This is a genomic window from Solibacillus sp. FSL W7-1324, from assembly GCF_038008025.1.
Classification (GTDB): domain Bacteria; phylum Bacillota; class Bacilli; order Bacillales_A; family Planococcaceae; genus Solibacillus.
Window position 1 is genome coordinate 2,663,767 of sequence record NZ_JBBOYH010000001.1, and the last position, 21,418, is coordinate 2,685,184.

22 protein-coding genes, 1 riboswitch and 1 other annotated feature are annotated in these 21,418 nt (G+C 39.2%); of the genes, 8 read left to right on the forward strand and 14 right to left on the reverse strand.

What is annotated here, in order from left to right; genetic code table 11:
• Positions 1-54 precede the first annotated feature (54 nt).
• Positions 55-1,002, forward strand: coding sequence for a nuclease-related domain-containing protein (locus MKY71_RS13125; protein ID WP_340732903.1), 948 nt, complete (start codon positions 55-57; stop codon positions 1,000-1,002).
• A gap of 201 nt (positions 1,003-1,203) precedes the next feature.
• On the opposite strand, the gene MKY71_RS13130 is transcribed toward MKY71_RS13125, so the two are convergent.
• The 6 genes from MKY71_RS13130 to MKY71_RS13155 all read right to left on the reverse strand — a co-directional run bounded on the left by MKY71_RS13130 (position 1,204) and on the right by MKY71_RS13155 (position 7,808).
• A complete protein-coding gene (locus tag MKY71_RS13130) occupies positions 1,204-1,638 on the reverse strand; it encodes a CoxG family protein (protein WP_340732904.1) in 435 nt (144 codons plus the stop codon).
• Positions 1,639-1,720: 82 nt separating this feature from the next.
• A complete protein-coding gene (locus MKY71_RS13135) occupies positions 1,721-2,260 on the reverse strand; it encodes a hypothetical protein (RefSeq protein WP_339195470.1) in 540 nt (179 codons plus the stop codon).
• Positions 2,261-2,272: 12 nt separating this feature from the next.
• Positions 2,273-3,205 carry a hypothetical protein gene (locus MKY71_RS13140; protein WP_340732905.1) on the reverse strand — a complete coding sequence of 311 codons (933 nt, stop codon included), beginning with the start codon at positions 3,203-3,205 and terminating at the stop codon, positions 2,273-2,275.
• Positions 3,186-3,704 carry a sigma-70 family RNA polymerase sigma factor gene (locus MKY71_RS13145; protein WP_339172714.1) on the reverse strand — a complete coding sequence of 173 codons (519 nt, stop codon included), beginning with the start codon at positions 3,702-3,704 and terminating at the stop codon, positions 3,186-3,188. Before MKY71_RS13145 ends, MKY71_RS13140 begins: the two co-directional genes overlap by 20 nt.
• A gap of 142 nt (positions 3,705-3,846) precedes the next feature.
• A complete protein-coding gene (gene leuS, locus MKY71_RS13150) occupies positions 3,847-6,261 on the reverse strand; it encodes a leucine--tRNA ligase (protein ID WP_339172716.1) in 2,415 nt (804 codons plus the stop codon).
• Between the two features lie 112 nt (positions 6,262-6,373).
• Positions 6,374-6,587: a binding site (T-box leader), on the reverse strand.
• A 51-nt stretch (positions 6,588-6,638) separates the two neighbouring features.
• Positions 6,639-7,808: an MDR family MFS transporter gene (locus MKY71_RS13155; protein WP_340732908.1), complete on the reverse strand. Its 1,170-nt coding sequence runs from the start codon at positions 7,806-7,808 to the stop codon at positions 6,639-6,641.
• 133 nt (positions 7,809-7,941) lie between these two features.
• Between MKY71_RS13155 and MKY71_RS13160 the strand changes: the two genes are divergently transcribed.
• Genes MKY71_RS13160 through MKY71_RS13170 form a run of 3 tightly spaced genes read left to right on the forward strand, consistent with a single transcriptional unit; the run spans position 7,942 to position 9,925 of the window.
• Entirely contained in the window at positions 7,942-8,898 is a 957-nt protein-coding gene (locus MKY71_RS13160) for a TIGR01212 family radical SAM protein (RefSeq protein WP_339172721.1), read from the forward strand.
• Positions 8,895-9,476: a class I SAM-dependent methyltransferase gene (locus MKY71_RS13165; RefSeq protein WP_339172723.1), complete on the forward strand. Its 582-nt coding sequence runs from the start codon at positions 8,895-8,897 to the stop codon at positions 9,474-9,476. The genes MKY71_RS13160 and MKY71_RS13165 overlap by 4 nt, the downstream gene beginning before the upstream one ends.
• Positions 9,477-9,517: 41 nt before the next feature.
• Complete coding sequence (locus tag MKY71_RS13170) at positions 9,518-9,925, forward strand: pyrimidine dimer DNA glycosylase/endonuclease V (protein ID WP_339172725.1); 408 nt, start codon at positions 9,518-9,520, stop codon at positions 9,923-9,925.
• A 17-nt stretch (positions 9,926-9,942) separates the two neighbouring features.
• Here the strand turns inward: MKY71_RS13170 and MKY71_RS13175 are convergent, their stop codons facing one another.
• Complete coding sequence (locus MKY71_RS13175; protein WP_339172726.1) at positions 9,943-11,406, reverse strand: alanine/glycine:cation symporter family protein; 1,464 nt, start codon at positions 11,404-11,406, stop codon at positions 9,943-9,945.
• A gap of 128 nt (positions 11,407-11,534) precedes the next feature.
• Positions 11,535-12,338, reverse strand: coding sequence for an alpha/beta hydrolase (locus tag MKY71_RS13180; protein ID WP_339172728.1), 804 nt, complete (start codon positions 12,336-12,338; stop codon positions 11,535-11,537).
• A 253-nt stretch (positions 12,339-12,591) separates the two neighbouring features.
• On the opposite strand from MKY71_RS13180, the gene MKY71_RS13185 reads away from it, so the two are divergent.
• Positions 12,592-13,104: a gamma carbonic anhydrase gene (locus MKY71_RS13185; protein WP_339195492.1), complete on the forward strand. Its 513-nt coding sequence runs from the start codon at positions 12,592-12,594 to the stop codon at positions 13,102-13,104.
• 109 nt (positions 13,105-13,213) lie between these two features.
• Here the strand turns inward: MKY71_RS13185 and metK are convergent, their stop codons facing one another.
• Complete coding sequence (metK, locus tag MKY71_RS13190) at positions 13,214-14,410, reverse strand: methionine adenosyltransferase (protein ID WP_079528596.1); 1,197 nt, start codon at positions 14,408-14,410, stop codon at positions 13,214-13,216.
• Positions 14,411-14,676: 266 nt separating this feature from the next.
• A riboswitch (SAM riboswitch) is annotated at positions 14,677-14,792 on the reverse strand.
• Positions 14,793-14,990: 198 nt separating this feature from the next.
• On the opposite strand from metK, the gene pckA reads away from it, so the two are divergent.
• Positions 14,991-16,577, forward strand: coding sequence for a phosphoenolpyruvate carboxykinase (ATP) (pckA, locus tag MKY71_RS13195; protein ID WP_339195495.1), 1,587 nt, complete (start codon positions 14,991-14,993; stop codon positions 16,575-16,577).
• 131 nt (positions 16,578-16,708) lie between these two features.
• Here pckA and MKY71_RS13200 read toward each other — a convergent pair whose 3' ends face one another.
• The 5 genes from MKY71_RS13200 to MKY71_RS13220 form a co-directional block, all read right to left on the reverse strand.
• Positions 16,709-18,277, reverse strand: coding sequence for an IS1182 family transposase (locus tag MKY71_RS13200; protein ID WP_340732910.1), 1,569 nt, complete (start codon positions 18,275-18,277; stop codon positions 16,709-16,711).
• A gap of 331 nt (positions 18,278-18,608) precedes the next feature.
• Positions 18,609-19,388, reverse strand: coding sequence for an alpha/beta hydrolase family protein (locus MKY71_RS13205; protein ID WP_340732912.1), 780 nt, complete (start codon positions 19,386-19,388; stop codon positions 18,609-18,611).
• Complete coding sequence (locus tag MKY71_RS13210; RefSeq protein ID WP_339172736.1) at positions 19,372-19,839, reverse strand: NUDIX hydrolase; 468 nt, start codon at positions 19,837-19,839, stop codon at positions 19,372-19,374. The genes MKY71_RS13205 and MKY71_RS13210 overlap by 17 nt, the downstream gene beginning before the upstream one ends.
• Positions 19,840-19,905: 66 nt before the next feature.
• Positions 19,906-20,214, reverse strand: coding sequence for a transposase (locus MKY71_RS13215; protein ID WP_339195500.1), 309 nt, complete (start codon positions 20,212-20,214; stop codon positions 19,906-19,908).
• Positions 20,215-20,350: 136 nt separating this feature from the next.
• The gene (locus MKY71_RS13220) at positions 20,351-20,794 is read right to left on the reverse strand and encodes a Dps family protein (RefSeq protein ID WP_339172738.1); all 444 of its coding nucleotides are present in this window, start codon (positions 20,792-20,794) and stop codon (positions 20,351-20,353) included.
• Positions 20,795-20,992: 198 nt separating this feature from the next.
• Between MKY71_RS13220 and MKY71_RS13225 the strand changes: the two genes are divergently transcribed.
• Positions 20,993-21,151, forward strand: a complete 159-nt coding sequence (locus MKY71_RS13225) for a hypothetical protein (protein ID WP_339172741.1) — start codon at positions 20,993-20,995, stop codon at positions 21,149-21,151.
• Positions 21,148-21,381, forward strand: a complete 234-nt coding sequence (yidD, locus tag MKY71_RS13230) for a membrane protein insertion efficiency factor YidD (RefSeq protein ID WP_339172744.1) — start codon at positions 21,148-21,150, stop codon at positions 21,379-21,381. The genes MKY71_RS13225 and yidD overlap by 4 nt, the downstream gene beginning before the upstream one ends.
• Positions 21,382-21,418: the final 37 nt, after the last annotated feature.

Below are 21,418 nucleotides of genomic sequence, written 5' to 3' on the forward strand. Positions count from 1 at the left end.
AATTCACTTCCATTCAAGAAATAGGCTATATAGAATTGATTTGGAGGTGTTTTTTTGAAAAAATCGAATCATTATTTATTCATTGAAGCAGCCGTCCAGCGAATACTCCCAAATGATCCGGAAGCTGCTGCTTTTCAAGAAGAATTTTACCGTATGAAAGCCGGATTTGCGGGTGAAAAAAAGCTGAAAAATACCTTAAAAGATTTCTCCTTTAAAAGCGATTATTCTATTTTTTATAACTTTGAATGTGTAAATGACCGCGGTTTTACCCATCAAATCGACGCCCTGCTCATTACTCCGTATTTCATCCTCATTTTCGAGGTAAAACAACTGTCAGGAAAGCTCTCTTATAAACCTGTTTTTCACGAATTTACCCGCATAACAGAAAATCAAACTCGCGACAACTTTCCAAATCCCTTTGATCAAGTGTACCGCCACAAACTTTTTATCAAACAATTTCTACAAAAATTAAATATAACGATGCCCGTCCTTCAATTAGTTGTGATAGCCAATTACCGCGCAGAGCTTGACGTCTCTTTGGAAGGTTTCCCGATTATCCATATAAGCGGATTGCCTCGTTATTTAGAAAAACTTTATGCGGAAAATAACCATAAAAAGGTCAATATAACGGATATATGCTCCAAACTGAAAATGTTAATACAGCCTTTGCCTGCCAGAAAAACCATTGCACGCTGCCGGTTAAAATCGGGCGTATTATGCCAAAAATGCGAGTATATGGGCCGGATGCATTACGAGCGCGGAATTTGGCAATGCGAAAAATGTCACTCAAAATCCCGGGTAGCTTTACATGAAGCACTGCATCATTACCGGGTGCTGATCAGTCCGCGTATTTCAAATAAAGAATTTCGTGAATTTACTGGGATTAAAAGTACTTTTGCAGCTTCCAAAATTTTGGCGAGGCTCAATTTTGAAAAGTATGGTGCAACAAAAGGCCGCTATTATCTAATTCCTGAAGATATTTATTATAAGGGCGATGACTAATATGAGAAGTATTGGCAAAATAACAACGTCCGTTGGCTAAATAAGAGTCCCCATTGACTAAATCATCACAGATATTGGCTAAATTCCCTCCACCTTTGGTAAAATTTCCGGTACCTTTGGCTAAATCTCCCCTCCCTTGCCTCCTATTTCGTTCCACTAAAAAACCCTACCGGATATATTTTTCCGGTAGGATTTTGGTAATTACGCTTGAATATGACGAGCGATTTTTTCTGTTAAGCGAGTCGTTACTTTCGGCAATAATACTTTAATAGCCGGATTTAATACTGCACCTGAAAGACCGCCAGCAGTTACTTCTACTGTACCTGTCATATATGTACCGCCATCTTTCGGCTCGGCTGTAAATTCACCGCCGCCTTTAATATTATCTGATAGCCCTGTAATTTCAAATTTAATTTTAGAAGGCTCATTCATTTCGATAATTTTAATTTCGATTACAACTTTTTTCTTTAAACCTTTAAAGTTTCCTTCGAATGTCCAATGTGATGTTTGGGCATCCAGTTCTTTATGCTCTTTGTAAGCTGGAACTAATACTGCCCATTTTTCTATTTTACTTACGAAAGCCCATACTTTGTCCTGGCTAACCGGGATTTGTACTGAATGTGATGCTTGTGCCATGTTGTTACACTTCTTTCTTCAATTCATTAAATGTCACCATTTACTATTCTAGTATTACATAGAAATCGGTTACGCAACATAGTTATTTTTGCTTTTCATGCAAGATTTGTGCTATTTCCCTTAGTTTCTTATTCGTTGTACTTTTCGTCCGTACAAGCCTGGCTTCCCCATCAAAAGCTATTCTTCCAATATTTAATATCATCAATTGCTCATCCTCTAACATAAAGCGTAGATGTGTAAATGATTGCGGCGCCCCCTGCCATTCAACCTGTGTACCGATCACTCTTATACTCATGCCATAATACACGTTATCCTCTATTTCAATCCGTTCCCCAATTTTTAAATCTGCCTTAGGTAATACAAAATTCCCTTCTACTGTTTCATATGTTAAATACGGCTCATTCCTTGCTAAAAATGCAGCCTGTTCATATGTCGTCACAAAGGAAATTTCAAGTTCATTGCTTCTCGGATAGACTTTCAGCGTAACGTCATGCGGGACAGACTGTACGAGCTGTTCATCAAATGAATAATCTTTCTCCACAGGATACGGTTCCTTAGCGGTCATATCTGAGGTACAGCCACTAAGTAAAAATAATAACGTAATTAGTAATAACTTTTTCATCCGCGGTCCTCCTTATCCATAAAAGAATAGAATCCATAAGAATAATAAGATTGATGCTGACATAATCCAGTCATAAATTTGCTCATTTCTAGGCTTATCCTTATCTTCCATTAAAGGAATTACAATAATAAATCCTAATGCATATACAATGAATTGAAGATCCTGATAAACTACATATTCATGTTCCTGCAAATAATTATTGTAGTAATGCATTGAAACAAAGACTGTTATATAGACTAATGAACCTTTCCAGCTAACTGTTTTTGGTTGTTTTTGCCTGGACTTCGGCAAATTCAGAACAAGCTTTAAAATGTAGGAGATCATTAAAATTGCTCCGCCAACCATTGCTAATTCCCCAAAACTCAACCCAGCTTCCTCTACTTTTTGATTCCATCTTGAATAATTAACCGCCGATGTATCTTCAAGTTTATAAAATAATTTTGTTCGAACATCTTGGACCGCGAACCATCCACCACTTTTATAGATTTTCAGCTTCAGGTGTTCGCCATTCGCCATCACTATAAGCACATCTCTATTAAAACCATTATTAGAAGGCCTTTCAGCCAGCTTTAGATCATGTAAAAGCCGGGTCATAGCAAGGGCATCTTCGTCGTTCTTAAACGCATGCACATCCTTAAAACGACTCGAATCCCGCGCAAAAAATTGTTGTGCATCACTATATTTTGAGCTTATAAAAAATTCCTCGACCGTTGTTTCTTCAATGAGCTTTTCCAAAGGGGTTGCTGTTTGGACTGGTGGTTCCACTTGAGTTGGCCCCATTAAAAAAAGTATGAATACAACGATACAAAACGAAACGGCAGTCAGCCCATACCGCCAGTCAATCGAACGTTTGGATGCCTTCTGCAATATTTTTGCTCTCAATTCAGGGGTGAATTTTTGTTCCTCCCCTATATAGCGGTCTATTTCATCTTTCCATTTCGTCATATTGCTGCACCTCCCATTCAAAGTTCATTAGCAGTGGCTTCAGTTTTTCTCGCCCTCGAACAAGCCTCGTTTTTACAGTGTTTTCACTTACCTGTAAAAGTTCTGCAATTTCCCTGATTTTATAATCATCGTAATAATGAAGAATAAGGACTTCACGGTATTTTATCGATAGCTGCAACAAAGCTTCAACTAACTCTGACTGCTGTTCTTCATGAATTTTCTTTTGTTCAATGGAAGGAGTGGCAAGCTTTTTTGGTAAAATATAGGTCATTTTGCGTTTCCAGCTTCTTAAATAATCATGACTTTTATGTATCGTTATTTTCACTAAATATGTTTTTAAAGAAGATCGTCCTTCGAATCGCTCCTGTTGCCTGTAATAAGCTAAAAATGTGTCCTGCACAATTTCTTCTGCAGCTGCCCAATCCTTTACATATAAATAGGCAACACGCATACAGTATTCACCATATTCCTCCATTACCTCTTCTAAATGTGCTGACACGGTCCCACCCCTTTCACTGTTTTCTTTATAGTCGCATATTTCCAAGAAATTGTTTCACTTTCTGGAAATTTCCTTTAAATTTTTCTTAAGCAAAAAAGCCATTTTTCTCAATGAGAAAAATGACTTTTAAATATTTTTTCAATTATTTTACAACGATATTAACTAATTTACCTGGGATAACAATTACTTTCACAACTGTTTTTCCATCGATAAACTCTTGAACTTTGCTGTCTGCTAAAGCAACTTTTTCTAATTCTTCTTTAGTAATATCTTTAGCAACCGTTACTTTTGCACGTACTTTACCTAAAACTTGAACAACAACTTCGATTTCATCGTCAACTAGTTTCGACTCATCGAATGTTGGCCATGTTGCATACGTGATTGTATCTTCGTGTCCTAAAATTGACCAAAGTTCTTCAGCAATATGCGGTGCGATTGGTGATAAAAGCTTCACGAAGCCTTTTGCATATTCTGTCGGAATTACTTCCGCTTTATAGCAATCATTAATGAAGACCATCATTTGTGAAATTGCAGTGTTGAAGCGAATGCCTTCATAGTCTTCCGTCACTTTTTTCACAGTTTGGTGATACACTTTTTCCAATGTTACATCAGATGAATCCTGAATTTTTGCAGCCAGCTTTCCTTCATCTGTTACGAATAAACGCCAAATACGATCTAGGAAACGACGTGCTCCGTCAAGACCGTTCGTGCTCCATGCAACAGAAGCTTCCAGTGGTCCCATGAACATTTCGTATAAACGTAAAGTATCTGCACCGTGTGAAGCGATAATGTCATCCGGGTTTACTACGTTACCTTTTGATTTAGACATTTTTTCGTTGCCTTCACCTAGAATCATCCCTTGGTTAAATAACTTTTGGAACGGTTCCTTCGTATGAACAAGTCCTAGATCATAAAGTACTTTATGCCAGAAGCGTGCGTATAGTAAGTGAAGTACCGCGTGTTCTGCACCACCGATATAAATATCGACTGGAAGCCAGTGTTTTAATAATTCAGGATCTGCAAGCGCCTGATCATTTTTCGGATCGATATAGCGCAGGAAGTACCATGATGAACCAGCCCATTGCGGCATTGTATTCGTTTCACGGCGTCCTTTTTTGCCTGTCACCGGATCTACTACATTTACCCATTCTTCAATATTGGCAAGTGGTGATTCACCTGTACCTGAAGGACGGATATTTGTTGTTTTCGGTAATTCCAATGGCAGCTCTTCTACAGGAATCGTTGTCATTGTGCCATCTTCCCAGTGAATGACTGGAATTGGTTCACCCCAATAACGTTGACGGCTGAATAACCAGTCGCGTAGACGGTAAGTGATTTTCTTTTCCCCTACACCATTTTCAACTAACCAATCGATTGCCTTCGCAATGCCGTCCGCTTTATTTAATCCGTTTAAGAAATCCGAGTTAATGTGCGCACCGTCACCAGTGAATGCTTCTTTCTCGATGTCTCCGCCTTCAAGAACCGGAATAATTTCTAAGTTGAACTCTTTTGCGAATTCATAGTCACGCTCATCATGTGCAGGAACAGCCATAATTGCACCAGTTCCGTATGTTGCCAATACATAATCAGCAATCCAGATTGGCACTTGTTTGCCGTTGATCGGGTTCACGGCATAAGCACCTGTGAATACACCTGTTTTTTCTTTAGCTAAGTCTGTACGCTCTAAATCAGATTTTAACGATACTTTTTCCAAGTATGCTTCTACCGCTTCTTTTTGGTCTGCAGTCGTAATGTCAGCTACTAATTTATGCTCTGGAGCTAATACACAGTATGTCGCGCCAAATAATGTATCCGGACGTGTTGTGAATACTTCGAAGTTTTTGTCTGTGTTAGCAACTGTAAATTTCACTTGTGCACCTTCAGAACGGCCAATCCAGTTACGTTGCATTTCCTTGATTGATTCCGGCCAGTCAACATCCACTAAATCATCAACTAAACGGTCTGCATATTTTGTAATACGCAATACCCATTGTCGCATCGGACGACGTACTACAGGGTGACCGCCGCGCTCAGAAACGCCGTCTATTACTTCTTCGTTTGCAAGTACTGTACCTAATGCTTCACACCAGTTTACCGCGACTTCATCCACATACGCTAAATCCATCTCCACTAACTTCGTGAAAATCCATTGTGTCCATTTGTAGTATGAAGGGTCTGTTGTGTTGATTTCACGATCCCAGTCATAAGAGAAACCTAGCTCGTTAATTTGACGTTTAAAAGTTGCGATGTTTTTTGCCGTAAATTCAGCCGGGTCATTTCCTGTATCAAGTGCATATTGCTCTGCAGGTAAACCGAATGCATCCCAACCCATTGGATGAAGAACATTATAGCCTTGCATACGTTTAAAACGAGATAAAATATCTGTCGCTGTGTAGCCTTCAGGGTGTCCTACATGAAGACCCGCCCCTGATGGATACGGGAACATATCCAATGCATAAAACTTGGGCTTATCCATTCCACTTTCAGTTTTGAATGTTTTATTGACATCCCAGAACGTTTGCCACTTTTTTTCAATTTGCTGATGATTAAAACTCACAATAATTCCTCCTTTAAATATATTCTTGCTGTGGTTTATGTATTTTAGGCGCATCATCAATGATTTAACAGAATATTTAAAAAATAAAAAAATCCCGTCCCATCTTATGATAAGAAGGGACGAGAGGTATTTTACTCCCGCGGTACCACCCAAATTAGTGACGCAGCACTCAGCTTCATTTCTTAACGCGAATACACGGCCATTAGCTACTATTACTTCACTATAGCAAACTCCGAGGCGAGTTCAATTTGACACTTACCGGCTTCCACCTGCCGCCAGCTCTCTATAAAGTGCGTCCATTTACTATTCCTCATCACAGTCAATATTATTATTTCATTCATTTTAACGAATTCAGCACAAAAGTACAAGTAACTGTTTTATGTTTGTTCGTTTCGTAGTGTTCGATCGAAGAACAGACACGGAATAATAGCGAGAATAATGAGTACCGATAGTATAAGCATCAAAATTTGCATGCCATATAAATCTACCATTAACCCGCCAAATACAGGACCTATCATTCGTCCAATTGTTGAAGCACTATTGACGAGTCCTTGATAGAAACCTTCTTGTCCATGAGGCGCCAATTTATTGGCAATCATCGGGATTACCGGTGTAAAGAATACTTCCCCGAATGTCAAAATGACCATAGCCGCAGCAAACATCTTAAAGTCCTGTGCAAAATAAACGACGATATAAGAAAACGACATCAATATGAGACCCAGCACCAGCTGATGTTTTATTTTGTTTTCCCAGCGTGTTATTAGTGGTCGGATAACCGGCTGAACTGCGACGATCATGAAGCCATTAATTGTCCATAGTAAACTATATTCGGACAGGCTCATCCCAAGCCCTTGTGTATAAGAGGAAATGGTCGCGCTCCATTGGGAATAGCTTAACCAGCAGACGATTAAAGAAATACTTAATATACTGATCGCCACAATCGGTCCTCTGTTTCTTCTTTTTGTCTCATTTCCTGAGAACGGTTTGGTTGTCAGTCCCCTCATATCAAAACGTTTATAGGTCGTAAGGACAAGCACAAAAAATACCACATAGAAAAATAGATTCGCACTAAATACATAGTCAAACTTAATATCGGCAACAATACCTGCCAATGCCGGGCCAATTGCGACCCCTACGTTGTTTGCCAAAAAGATAGAGTTGAACGCACGTCGACCCCCTTCAGGCCAGGCACTCCCTGCTATTGCATAAATCGCCGGGTACACAATCCCTCCACTGAAGCCCAACATCGTTAAAAATACAATGTACTGCGGCCAGTCATGCCAGATGGTCAACAGAGTGATTGAGATTAAATTAAATACAACCCCAATTAAAATTGCTTTATAGCCACCTAATTTATCAAATAAATAACCACCTACTAGATTGCCGAATACACCTGCCAATGAATTTAGCATAAGGACAATCCCAGCGGTAGTTAAAGATTTACCTAAATGATCATGAATATAAATACTATTTAAAGGCCATAAAAATGAATTTCCGACCGTATTTACGAATGTGCCAATAATTAAAAACCATACTTGTTTCGGCACTCAACTTCCTCCTTCAATATTTGCTCAATTTACTAGTTTATTCTTTAAAAGGAATTTGTACAAGAAAAAGATTTCTAGTAGGACACGGTGTACTGTCCGTGTTAGAATAATACGTTAGAGGAGTGAGCAAGGAATGACTGAAACAAATTTCCCTTTCCCGTCAGACGGGAAACGTTATTATACATGGAATCGCTATTTACGAAATGAATTCGGAAAGAAAGTTTACAAGGTTGCTTTGGATGCAGGGTTTGATTGTCCAAACCGCGACGGTACGGTCGCTTTTGGCGGTTGCACTTTCTGTTCGGCAGCAGGATCAGGAGACTTCGCGGGCAGTAAAGTCGATCCGATTCCGGTACAGTTCGAAAAGATTAAAGCAAAGATGGAGCACAAATGGAAAGACGGTTTAACAATGGCCTACTTCCAAGCGTATACAAATACACATGCTCCACTTGAAGTATTAAAGGAAAAGTTCGAAGCAGCACTTGCCTGTGAAGGAGTTATGGGACTTTCAATTGCAACCCGTCCCGACTGTTTGCCGGATGATGTTGTAGAATATTTGGCAGAGTTAAATGAACGTACGTATTTATGGGTTGAACTGGGGCTTCAGACAGTTCATGAAAAAACAGCAAATTTAATTAACCGTGCACATGATTATGCGACATATGTAGAAGGTGTCAATAAACTGCGCAAGCATGGGATTCGTGTTGTGACACATATTATTAACGGATTGCCTTTAGAGGATTACGATATGATGATGGAAACAGCCCGTGAAGTGGCGAAGCTTGATGTACAAGGCATCAAAATCCATCTGCTGCATCTTTTAAAAGGAACACCACTTGTGAAGCAATACGAAAAAGGCATGCTTGAGTTTATGGAAAAAGATGCTTATATCCAACTCGTAGCAGATCAGCTGGAAATTATCCCGCCCGAAATGATCGTCCACCGTATTACAGGTGATGGTCCAATCGATTTAATGATCGGTCCGATGTGGTCTGTCAACAAATGGGAAGTACTGAATGGAATTGATGCGGAGCTGGAACGTCGTGGCTCTTATCAAGGGAAGTTTTATAAGGCGGATGTGACAAAATGAAATTAGAACGTGTTCTTCAATATGCCCAAACCTTGTTGGAAATGTCCGTTTCCGAAGGTGATATTGCGGTCGATGCAACAGCAGGAAATGGACATGATACGCTTTTTCTGGCAAATCTCGTTGGAGATGACGGCTATGTATATGCATTTGACGTACAAAAGGAAGCGGTTGATGCCACACTGCACCGCCTGCTTGATCATGCACTTGAGCATCGGGCAATCGTTTTGAAAGACGGGCATGAAAATGTCGCAAACTATATTCACAAACCTGTTTCAGCCGCAATTTTCAATCTTGGTTATCTGCCAGGCAGCAATCATGAAATTGTGACAAAGCCGAACACTACAATCCAAGCGATTGAAAGTTTGTTAAAGCTGTTAAAGGTGGGGGGAATGATCGTTTTAGTCGTTTATCATGGTCATGAAGGCGGAAAAGACGAGCGTGATGAAGTGATTCGCTATGTAAGTGATTTACCGCAAAAACATGTACATGTGCTGCGCTATGAATTTATGAATCAGAAAAATGATCCCCCATTTATCATTGCATTAGAAAAAGTAAAAGAATTTCCGATAGAGGGCTAAGTTTTCTTAGCTCTTTTTCATATCTTTAATGAGGTGAACCGATGCGTTTATGGCATACCGAGCTAATCCCTTTTATCCCGAAAAGTCAGCTGCTTGCCCAGTGGCGTGAGCTGAACAGCATTTTTGCCAAAGAAGACAAACATGTACTGATCAATTATATTTACGAGTACCCGAAAGAGGATTTATATATTTATACACAAATTGTTCTGGAGGAGATGCGCGCGCGAGGCATTACGATACGGACAATCGATAAGATGGAACGTTATTTTGCCGATCTTCATATTCCTGAAAATTATCCGCCATACACTCATCATCACAACGATGAATATTTAACAATCTGTTACTATAATCTATACGAAAAATATATTCGCGGACAAAAAGATTTTACTAAGGAACAGTTCGAAGCATTACACCTGTATTATTCCACGAAAAAAGGAGCAGCTTTTTAAGAGCTGCCCCTTTTTTTCTATTCATCTTGCTTATATGTCTCCCAGAAATCTGCGTTTTTAATACCGAGTTTTTTCGGATCAAACACTGGGTCTTTGCCTTCTTTTTTCTGTTGCTCATAATCTTTCAGTGCAATGAGGGCTGGCTTCATGATGAACAATAGCATAATTACGTTAATCCATACCGTTAATCCTAACCCGACATCACCAAATGCCCAAGCTAAATCGGATGTTTTAACCGTACCGTAAAATGCCGAAGCCAATAATACGAACTTCATTAAGAATATTCCAATTCGTCTTGCACCACCATTAAACATATACGAAACATTCGTTTCAGCGATATAGTAGTATGCCATTAATGTAGTGAATGCGAATAGGAATAATGAAATTGCGACAAACCCTGAACCGAAGTTATTTAAAGCAGGGAACGCTTCATTTACAGCAGCTTGTGTAAAGCCTGAATACGTAATTGACTCATCCATTTTTGCTTCGATTAGAGCTCCGTCTTGACTACCCTCATGGACATTGTATGTACCCATGAATAAAATCATTAATGCTGTTGCAGAACATACTAAGATTGTATCAATATAAACTGAAGCCGCCTGTACCAATCCTTGCTTAGCAGGATGGGAAACTTCTGCAGCTGCTGCCGGATGCGGTCCAGTACCTTGACCTGCTTCATTTGAGTAGATGGCACGTTTTACGCCCCAGAAAATCGCACTACCGATCATGCCGCCAAATACAGCATCTGTAGCGAATGCACTACGGAAAATTAAAGCAAATACTTCAGGCACTGCTGTAATATTCATAATAATGATTATAAACGCTACTAACAAATAAGCTAATGCCATGAATGGAACTAAAATCTGGGCAGCATTCGCAATACGCTTAACACCACCAAAAATAATGACTGCTAATAAAAGAATTGTAATAAGACCTGTAATCCATGGTTCAATCCCGAATGCATTATCAACGGCACCTGCAATGGCATTTGCCTGAACACCTGGCATTAAAAATGCAACGGATGCAATCATCGCAATGGCAAAAATAACACCTAATGCGCGAATACCTGTTGTCTTTTCAATATAGAATGCCGGCCCACCACGATATTGCCCATCTTTTTTCTCTTTGTAAATCTGAGCTAATGTCGACTCCATATAAGCAGTTGATGCACCGATAAATGCTGTAACCCACATCCAGAACACTGCACCCGGTCCACCGAATGCAATTGCAGTTGCGGTACCGACAATATTACCTGTACCGACACGCCCCGACAATGCAATCGATAATGCCTGGAATGACGAAACACCTGCTTCTGATTTTTTCCCTGAGAACATTAACTTGAACATGTCTCCAATTAGCCTGACCTGGGCGAATTTTGTAAGGATAGAGAAAAACAAACCAACGATTAAAATACCATAAATCATTACCGGGCCCCATAAAATATTATTGGCCCACCCTACAAAATCATTCAAAAAATCCATATTATACCCCCTTGTTGAAATAATGTATTAATTCGAAATTTAGTATATTACAAATATTCGAAAATTTCGATATATTTTTTTATTTTTAAAAAAAAACCTAACAAATTGCAAGTTTGTTAGGTTCTTCACTATTCAATAATATAGCCCAAATCTCTTAAAACATTGTTAATATAATCAATCGTAAATTTAAAGACATCTTCCCGCTCTAATTCAAAATACAGGCTATGAAGACAGCCTTTCCACTGCTTGTAATGAAACTCTGAAAGCGAATGCTCGGTAATCCATTTCTTTGATGTACTGATGTCTGTTACTCTATCATTTTCACCTGTCATTAATAATACAGGGATATCCGGAAACTTCAATTCGGGATTACGGATTGTCCGAGTCATCTGCTGCCAGTCCCGATACCATTTAACCGTCACCATGCTCGTTAACGGTAATTGTTCTTTCAATTCCATTAACACATCTGTATTCCGTGTAAGATGATGAGGCTCCAATTCATGTTTCAGCTTAACATTGGATGTAATAGCGCTGAAGCTTGATAAAGCATTCGACAATTTTCCAGGTGCCAGCTTTAAATTAAACCAAGGGGATGTTAATACAACACCCGCACATTCTATTTTATTGTTCTGAAGCACATACGTAGCGATTGCAGCTCCTAGCCCATTTCCGACGATAAAAAGCGGTAAATTATATTCCAGTGCCACTTTCAATAACACCTTTGTATACTTGTAATATTCTTTAAAATCCTCATCATGATACTTTGTATACTTTCCTTGTTCACCATGTCCCGGCAAATCTCCCATTACAACATGAAAGTGGGAACTGCGGAACTTTTCGATTAACCATGCGTACCACCGATGATGTTCATATGCGCTATGAAGAATAACGACTACGGCTTTTGGTTGTTGCTCTGTTTCCCATTTCCACATGGCCATACTCCTTACATATAAATTATTTTACTGTCATAAATACGTGACCTTTAATAGAGGTCAGAGTTGTTAAACTGTATTAAAAAAATACGATGTTACACCTTCTTTAACACCGGCATCATTATATTACTTTTTATTTGTTTAATTATAATACATTCCTTTCTAAAAGAAATGTTAATTGAAAAATCTTCACGTTTTGTTACGATATCTATAGATTTATCTACAATTTTATAGAAGAAATGAGGAATTGAAAATGATTTACCCTTATAAGGATAAAGAACCGACGATCCACCCTTCCGCATTTATTGCCGACTATGCCACAGTTACCGGCGACGTAACAATCGGAGCCGAAACTTCAATCTGGTTTAACACGGTCATCCGCGGCGATGTCAATAAAACAATAATCGGAGAGCGTGTCAGCATACAGGATTTGAGCTGCCTTCACCAAAGCCCTGCTTATCCTCTCATTATTGAAGATGAAGTAACAATAGGTCATCAAGTTACATTACATAGCTGTACAATTAAGAAACGTGCTTTAGTTGGTATGGGTTCCATCATATTGGACGGTGCCGTTATTGGCGAAGGAGCATTTATCGGTGCCGGCAGTCTTGTTCCGCCGGGAAAAGTGATTCCTCCTAATTGTTTGGCGATGGGTCGTCCAGCAAAAGTCGTACGTGAAGTAACGGCAGAAGACCGCGCTGATATGGACCGGATTATTTCCGAATATGTGGCGAAGGGTCAATACTATAAATCACTTCAGAAATAATTTTACACTCATATATTATTTTTCGGAATCTCTACCTATTATATAGGAAATTTAAAAGAAATTATAAAAAAGGAGCACTCCACCTAACTGGATGCTCCTTTATATTTTATTAAATTCCTGCTTTTGCTTTCAGTTCAGCTGCTTTATCCGTATTTTCCCATGGTACATTTAAATCTGTACGACCGAAATGTCCGTAAGCTGCTGTTTGCTTATAGATCGGGCGACGTAAATCAAGCATTTTAATAATGCCTGCAGGACGTAAATCAAATAGCTCACGAACCCAGTTTACGATTTCTGATTCCGCCACTTTACCTGTACCGAATGTATCAACTGCGATTGACACTGGTTGTGCAACACCGATTGCATACGCCAATTGTACTTCAGCACGGTCAGCTAAGCCAGCCGCTACAATGTTTTTAGCAACATAGCGTGCTGCATATGCTGCAGAACGGTCAACTTTTGTTGCATCCTTACCTGAGAATGCACCGCCGCCGTGACGTGCATAACCGCCGTAAGTATCCACAATAATTTTACGACCTGTAAGACCTGCATCGCCTTTAGGTCCGCCGATTACGAAGCGACCTGTCGGGTTGATGAAGTATTTTGTAGCTTCATCCAATAAATGTGCAGGAACTACCGGTTTAATCACGTGTTCTTTAATGTCTGTTTGGATTTGTTCCAATGTTGCTTCTTCATCATGCTGTGTTGAAATAACGATCGTATCCACACGAACAGGTTCATTGTTTTCATCATATTCGATTGTCACTTGTGTTTTACCATCCGGACGTAAATATTCTAATTCCCCTGATTTACGCACTTCTGTTAAACGACGCGCTAATTTGTGAGCTAAAGAAATAGGCATCGGCATAAGTTCCGGTGTTTCGTTACATGCATAACCGAACATTAAACCTTGGTCACCTGCACCAATTGCTTCAAGTTCATCTTCCGTCATTGAACCTTCACGTGCTTCCAATGCCTGATCAACACCTTGTGCAATGTCAGGTGATTGCTCTCCTACTGCTACTAATACTGCAAGATTTTCAGCATCAAAGCCGTACTTACCGCGTGTATAGCCGATTTCTGCCACTGTATCGCGGATAATACCCTTCATATCTACATAAGTAGACGTTGTAATTTCACCAGATACTAATACTAAGCCTGTTGTTACCGTAGTTTCACAAGCTACACGTGCATTTGGATCTGCAGCTAAAATAGCGTCTAAAATGGCATCCGAAATTTGATCACAAATTTTGTCCGGATGTCCTTCCGTTACACTTTCTGATGTAAACAGTCGACGATTTGTCATGTCATTTCCTCCTAAATCACTTTGGCAATTGTTTTTTATTGATACGGTACTCATTACCCATGTCCGTTATATTAGAGCACTTACGCATATGCGTATCCGGCCTTTTTAACGTCAAGCTATATTTGCTTTAACACGAGGGTCTGAAAGGCTGTAACTATATAATTTTCGCTCAGTACGAAATTGTAAAACAGAATAAAAAAAATCCTTTCGCTCATAGCCGTGTTCATCACACGTGAGGAAAGGATATTACGTTTCGTTACCTTTCACTCTTATCGTTCAAGGGAAATTTTGCCCTTGCATCAGGTTGGCACCAACACGTATAAAATATACGCAGGTTGCCGGGTTTCATAGGGCCTGCCCCTCCACCAGCTCGGGATAAGAGTATCCGTTCAATAAAACATTTTACGCAAAAAATCAATGACTGTCAACAAATTTTGACTTTTTTCGATATGTCAAAATTTACGAAAAAATAATTTGCAATTAGTATAGATTATTTCACTTAATGTGTTATACTATTTTTGAATTAGGAATCAACTCCCCTCTATAAGGGAATACTATAAAAAAGGATGGTATTTAATAGATGAATTCGGTAGAAATTGCTAACGAGCTGAAAGAACTTTTAAACGGGGAAAACATCAAAACTCAATTATCTGTTCCACAATTGATTGAAAAAGCGACATCACGCGGAGAAGCAACGCTAACTGTTGAGGGTGCTTTACGCGCTGAAACAGGCAAATATACTGGCCGCTCTCCTAAAGATAAATATATAGTAGAAGAAGAAATCTCAAAAGACAAAATCGATTGGGGTAAAGTCAACCGTCCGATCTCAGCAGAAGTATTTGATAAACTTTATGTAAAAGTTTTAAATTACTTAAAAGAACGCGACGAGTTATATGTATTCAACGGTTTTGCCGGTGCAGACAAAGATTCTCAATTATCTATTAAAGTAATTAATGAATATGCTTGGCATAACCTATTCTGTCATCAATTATTCATCCGCCCAACAGCAGACGAATTGGCTAAACACGTTGCCGAGTTTACAATCGTATCTGCGCCAAACTTCAAAGCAGATCCGGAAGTAGACGGTACTGGATCGGAAACATTTATTATAACATCTATCGAAAAGAAAATCATCTTAATCGGCGGAACTGAGTACGCAGGTGAAATGAAGAAGTCAATCTTCGGTATTATGAACTACTTATTACCTGAACAAGGTATTTTCCCAATGCACTGCTCTGCCAACGTTGGCGAAGAAGGCGATGTAGCATTATTCTTCGGTTTATCTGGTACAGGGAAAACTACGTTATCAGCTGACAAAGACCGCAAATTAATCGGTGATGATGAGCACGGCTGGTCTGACAACGGTGTATTCAACATTGAAGGTGGTTGCTACGCAAAAACAATCAACCTATCTGCTGAAAATGAGCCGGAAATCTACAATGCGATCCGCTTTGGTTCAGTATTGGAAAACGTGGCAGTAGACCCTGAATCACGCGAATGCGACTATGCAGACGGTTCTTTAACAGAAAACACACGTGTTGCTTACCCAATCGACTTTATCGACAATATTGTATTGCCATCAGTAGCAGGTCATCCGAATACAATCGTCTTCTTAACAGCCGATGCATTCGGTGTATTACCTCCTATCTCTAAATTAACGAAAGAGCAGGCAATGTATCACTTCCTAAGCGGTTTCACTTCTAAACTTGCCGGAACAGAGCGCGGTGTAACAGAGCCGGAACCAGTATTCTCTACATGCTTCGGTTCTCCATTCCTACCGCTTGCCGCTACAGTTTATGCTGAGCAATTAGGTAAGAAAATTGATGAGCACGGTTCACAAGTATTCTTAGTAAACACTGGTTGGACTGGTGGCGAATACGGTGTAGGTAGCCGTATGAAGCTTTCATATACACGTAAAATGGTTCGCGCTGCAATCGAAGGGAAATTAAACAATGTTGACACTACAAAAGATGCTGTCTTCGGATTAAACATCCCTGTAGAAATTGAAGGTGTACCAACAAACGTATTAAATCCTCGTGATGCATGGGCAGACAAAGTGGCATACGACAAAAAAGCTTCTGAACTTGCTGAACTGTTCAAAAACAACTTCAAGAAATTCGAGAATGTTGAAGAAGAAATCATTCAAAAAGGCGGCCCATTAGTATAATTTACTAATCAGCTACGTTTATTCAATCAAAAGGGGTTGGGACAGAATTAGTTCCAGTTCACGCAAAAAGAGAAATTGCACAATGCAATTTCTCTTTTTTGCGTTTTATAAAGAAAATATTGGAAGAGGTGTTATCCTCTTACCGCATACTTCCTTAAATTTGTGGCCATTAATGCCAAACCTATTTCGTTAGTAACTTTCGATTTTCCACGAACAGAAAATCGACGGAAACACAAATTAGCCTTCAAGAATCCAAAAACTGGCTCCACGTCGATTTTACGTCGACGATAAATGGCAGCCGTTTTTTCTTCTGAAAGCTTCGCTCTTACTTCTTCTTTTTGTTTTTCCCATTTCTCATTAATCATGAGTCTACGATTTTTACCTTCTGCAGCTTTTGTACATTTTGTACGGAAAGGACACCCTGTACATTCCTCACATTCATAGATTTTAAATTCTCGTTGAAAACCCGATTTATCTGTACGAACAGAGTTATATTGGAATCGTAATCTCTTTTCATTTGGGCAAATGTAGACATCGTTTTCTTTCTCATACACCCAATTACTTGTCTTAAAAGGATCATTTTTATATTTTCGCTTCTGTTCGTTCAAGTATTGATTAAATGTAATGAGTGGAGTTCGTTTGCGTTTGTTAAGAATATCATGGTAATTCTGTTCACTGCCGTATCCGGCATCCGCTACAATATGTTTTGGTAACTCGAAATAATTTTCTTCAATTTGACTAAGAAATGGAATAAGTGTTTTCGTGTCTGTTGGATTTGGAAATACATCATAAGCGAGTGTGTATTGACCTTCAGTAGCGATTTGTACATTATACCCTGGCTTCAATTGGCCGTTTTGCATATAGTCATCTTTCATCCGCATAAATGTTGCTTCATGATCCGTCTTTGAATAACTGTTACGTGTGCCAAACACTTCAAAATCTTTTTGGTATTTCTGCTTTCTTATGATCCAATCATGTACTTGTTTGAGGATTTGCTTCGGTGTTTTTCGTTCGCTACGTAATCTTTTTCGCTCAATGACATCTTCAGAATGTTCTATTTTGCTTGTATAGTCGTCGACTACTTCTTCTAGGTGATGTGCTACTTGAGTTAACTCTTCTATCGATAACTGCTCATCACTTTCACGTTTGATTTCAGGAATAATTTGATGCTCCAATAACTCATCGTAAAGTTTATTTGATTTTTCTACGAGGTTGGTATGATGTTTTTCCACTGATTTTTTCCAAACAAATGTGAATTTATTGGCATTTGCCTCAATCTTTGTGCCATCGATAAAAATCGCTTCTTGATCGATGAGTTTTTCTTCAACTAGCTGACAGCGGAATTGTACAAAACATTGGCGAATGAGTTCCTTCATATTGGGATGTACACGAAAACGGTTAATAGTGCGATAACTTGGTTCATATCCTTGGGCAAGCCACATCATACGGATACTGTCTCTTGTCAGATCCTCTATTTTTCTTCCTGAAAAAGTGGATTGTGTGTAACCGCATAAAATCAGCTTTAGCATCATACGTGGATGATATGATGGACAACCAGTATGGTGAATAAAAGGAGCGAAAGCTTCGTTCGGAATGCTTTCGACCAAATGATGGATAGAAAAGGCAATATCATTTTTATGTAACTTTACTTCTAAATCTAGCGGTAATATAATTTGATTCATGTTATAATCTTTAAACATAGGGACACTTCTTTCGTTTGAAATTTGGTTGTAGGATACTTAAATTTTAACAGAGAATGTCCTTTTTTCATGCCTGAAATTATGCAGAGATTTACTTGATATAGAAGAAAAATTAGTTGTTCGGAGTGAAGGCGGCGACTCCCAGGGGACAAGCACGTGGGAGAGACTACAGGCTCGAGCCGTGCCCCCAGGAAAGCGTCCGCCGTAACGGAGAACAACGACTACATAGTAGACACATAATAATAAAGCCGTTCAAACTTTACTCATCGTAAATTTGAACGGCTTTTGATTTTGGGGCGGGTTTTGTCCCACCCCCTTTTTTGTTGTGTATTTATTGGCGTTTCATCCAGTCACACAAGTTTTTCACAGTATCACGGTTCAGGTTTGGGGGATAGTGATGCTTTAATCCGGATGAGTACCATGTCTCAACAGATTTCCCTTCCCTTTTTAAATACTGCTCCAATTTATAGGCATGCTCGATATCAACATGCTGATCTTCTGTACCATGAATAATGAGGACGGGAGTTTGAATTTTTTCGATTTCTAATAATGGGGTACGGTCATCATAGTTTTCCGGTACTTTATTTGGCGTACCGCCCACGATTCTTTTTAATCCGCGCCGCATATCCACACGCTCCCAATATGTTGCGGTCGCATCTGATACTCCTGCCCATGTTACGAGCGATTTAATATCATTACGTAAAATTGCTGTCCATAATACCATTAACCCGCCGCGGGAAAAACCATATAAATTCACTTTGTCCACCTGAATAAATTGCTTCAGTACTTCTATGCCGTTTACTGCATCATAACGGTCATCCCCGGCGAATTCGTCCTTTCCTTCCCCTCCGCGATTTCCGCGGTAATACGGGGCAAACACGACGAAGCCTTGCATCGCAAACTGGGCAATACGTGCAGGTCTGACCATGCCAATCGATTGAAGTCCCCCGCGCAAATATAAAAGCGCTTCATATGTACCAGAAGCTTTAGGACGCGCCAGTAATCCTTTTACACGCAATCCTTGTGACCAATACGTGATTTCATCTAATCGGATATGAGGATTTGGTGACGGGTAATTGCGTATCGAAAAAATCTTACCATTGTCGTTCATGATTTTTCACTTCCTGCAACATCTTTTTCATTCCTGCATCCCGCATATAGAAACTCAATTTTGGCTGCTGCCAAAGCTCCTCTTCTGTCAGCCATAACATGCCTTCCGTTTCATGGTCTCCTGTAAAAGGTTCGATGGCCTTTACTTTAGCAGTAAAGACCGCTTTGCAAAACGGAACCTCATCATGCACAATGTAGTAGGCAAACCACTTTACATCTTCTATGACCACATTTGCTTCTTCGTAAACCTCTCGGACAGCCGCTTCGTATAACGTCTCGCCGGGTTCCTGCTTGCCGCCTGGAAACTCAACACCTCTACGGTGATGAATCGTGCATAACCATTTCCCCTTATATTGTACGAGTGCCAATACATGCTTCGGTTCAACTTCGAATGGACCTTCATCAAATCTTAAATCAACTTGTAAATTATTTTCATCGATAAATGTAAACATCTTTTCGCTCAACTCCTACTATATAGTGTAACGAACAGATGTCACCCGTTCAATCAAATCGCCTATTTAACGAGTAAAGTAAGGCAGTTGCTCAACGAATTTTTTCGTTTCCTCATCACCGAATTCATGTATCAGCGCATAGACTTTTTTCAGACGGTGGTCGATTTCATGATTTAATCTGTCCAAATGATATGGAATAAATGGCATATGGGCCCGGAATGCATTTGACGCCTCCAGCTCCTGCATCTGATTGAACAGCTTCATAAATACACGCGCTTTGTACGGCTCCATTTTCAGTACAAATTCATAGGATGACCCTGGATGCAGATTGCATGTTAAATTGGCAATGGATACATAAACATTATTTTTTTCCATTATTCTCACCTCATAGTTAAGGTGGACGGCAATAATCGCATTTATACATCGTAAGGGATCGCACAGTCATTCCGTATCGTAAAGACCGCTGAATAAACAAAAAACGACTCCGATTTTGGAGTCGTTTTAACCGATATTATTTGCCTAAATAAGCATTTAACATCCATGTATGTTTCTCAAGGCTTTGGAATTGAGCATTCAGTAAATCCTCTGTGCGGTCATCGCCTTCTTCTGAAGCTGTTTCCATTGCCTTATTTAAAGCATCCATAATTGTATTGAAGTCTTTAATTAAGATAGCTACCATTTCTTCTGTTTCTTCTTTGCCTGATGCTTCTTCAATTAAAGAAAGATCTAAATGTTCCTTTAATGTTGCAACAGGTTTACCGCCCTTTGTTAAAATACGTTCTGCGATTTCATCTAAGTTAAGTGTTACTTCGTTGTATAGTTCTTCAAATTTTACGTGTAATGTAAAGAATGATGGTCCGTTTACATACCAGTGATAGTTATGTAACTTCGTATACATTACCGACCATGTTGCTACTAAATCATTTAATTGTGTGTTTAATTGTTTCTTTGCCATTGTCCTTCACCTCATAAATTATTTTTAAAATTTCTAAGCGAAATTTTAATCCTGATATTTTACTATTTCTATTATTTTTAGAAATGTATCATGGTTGTATTATATCCGTTCTATCACTTCTTAAAACATTTAGTTCAACCATTATTTACACATACCCTGTTTTTTTCATGTAAGATGGAAGAGAGCGAGGTGAAAAACATGAGCTTACCTATTGTATTGATTGTGATCGTAACGATTATGGGAATATTCGCATTCTCTATTATTTTACTTGCCCGGAAAAACAGCGTATCATTAAAACAAACCGTTGATGCCAAACCAATCCGGACTTATAAAAATGGAGAGCACAAACAGCAATGAAAAAACTATTTATCGGATTCATTCGTCTTTATCAAAAATATATTTCGCCCATGTCGCCGCCTTCCTGCCGGTTCCATCCGACATGTTCACACTATGGGATTGAAGCAATTCAAAAGCATGGTGCAATAAAAGGATCGATCATGACCGTTATTCGAATACTAAAATGTCAGCCGCTTCACCCAGGTGGATTCGATCCAGTACCTGAAAAATGGCCTTCGAAAAAAAAGTAATTTTCGAAGGCTTTTTATATTGTTTTTTTTTATTGAA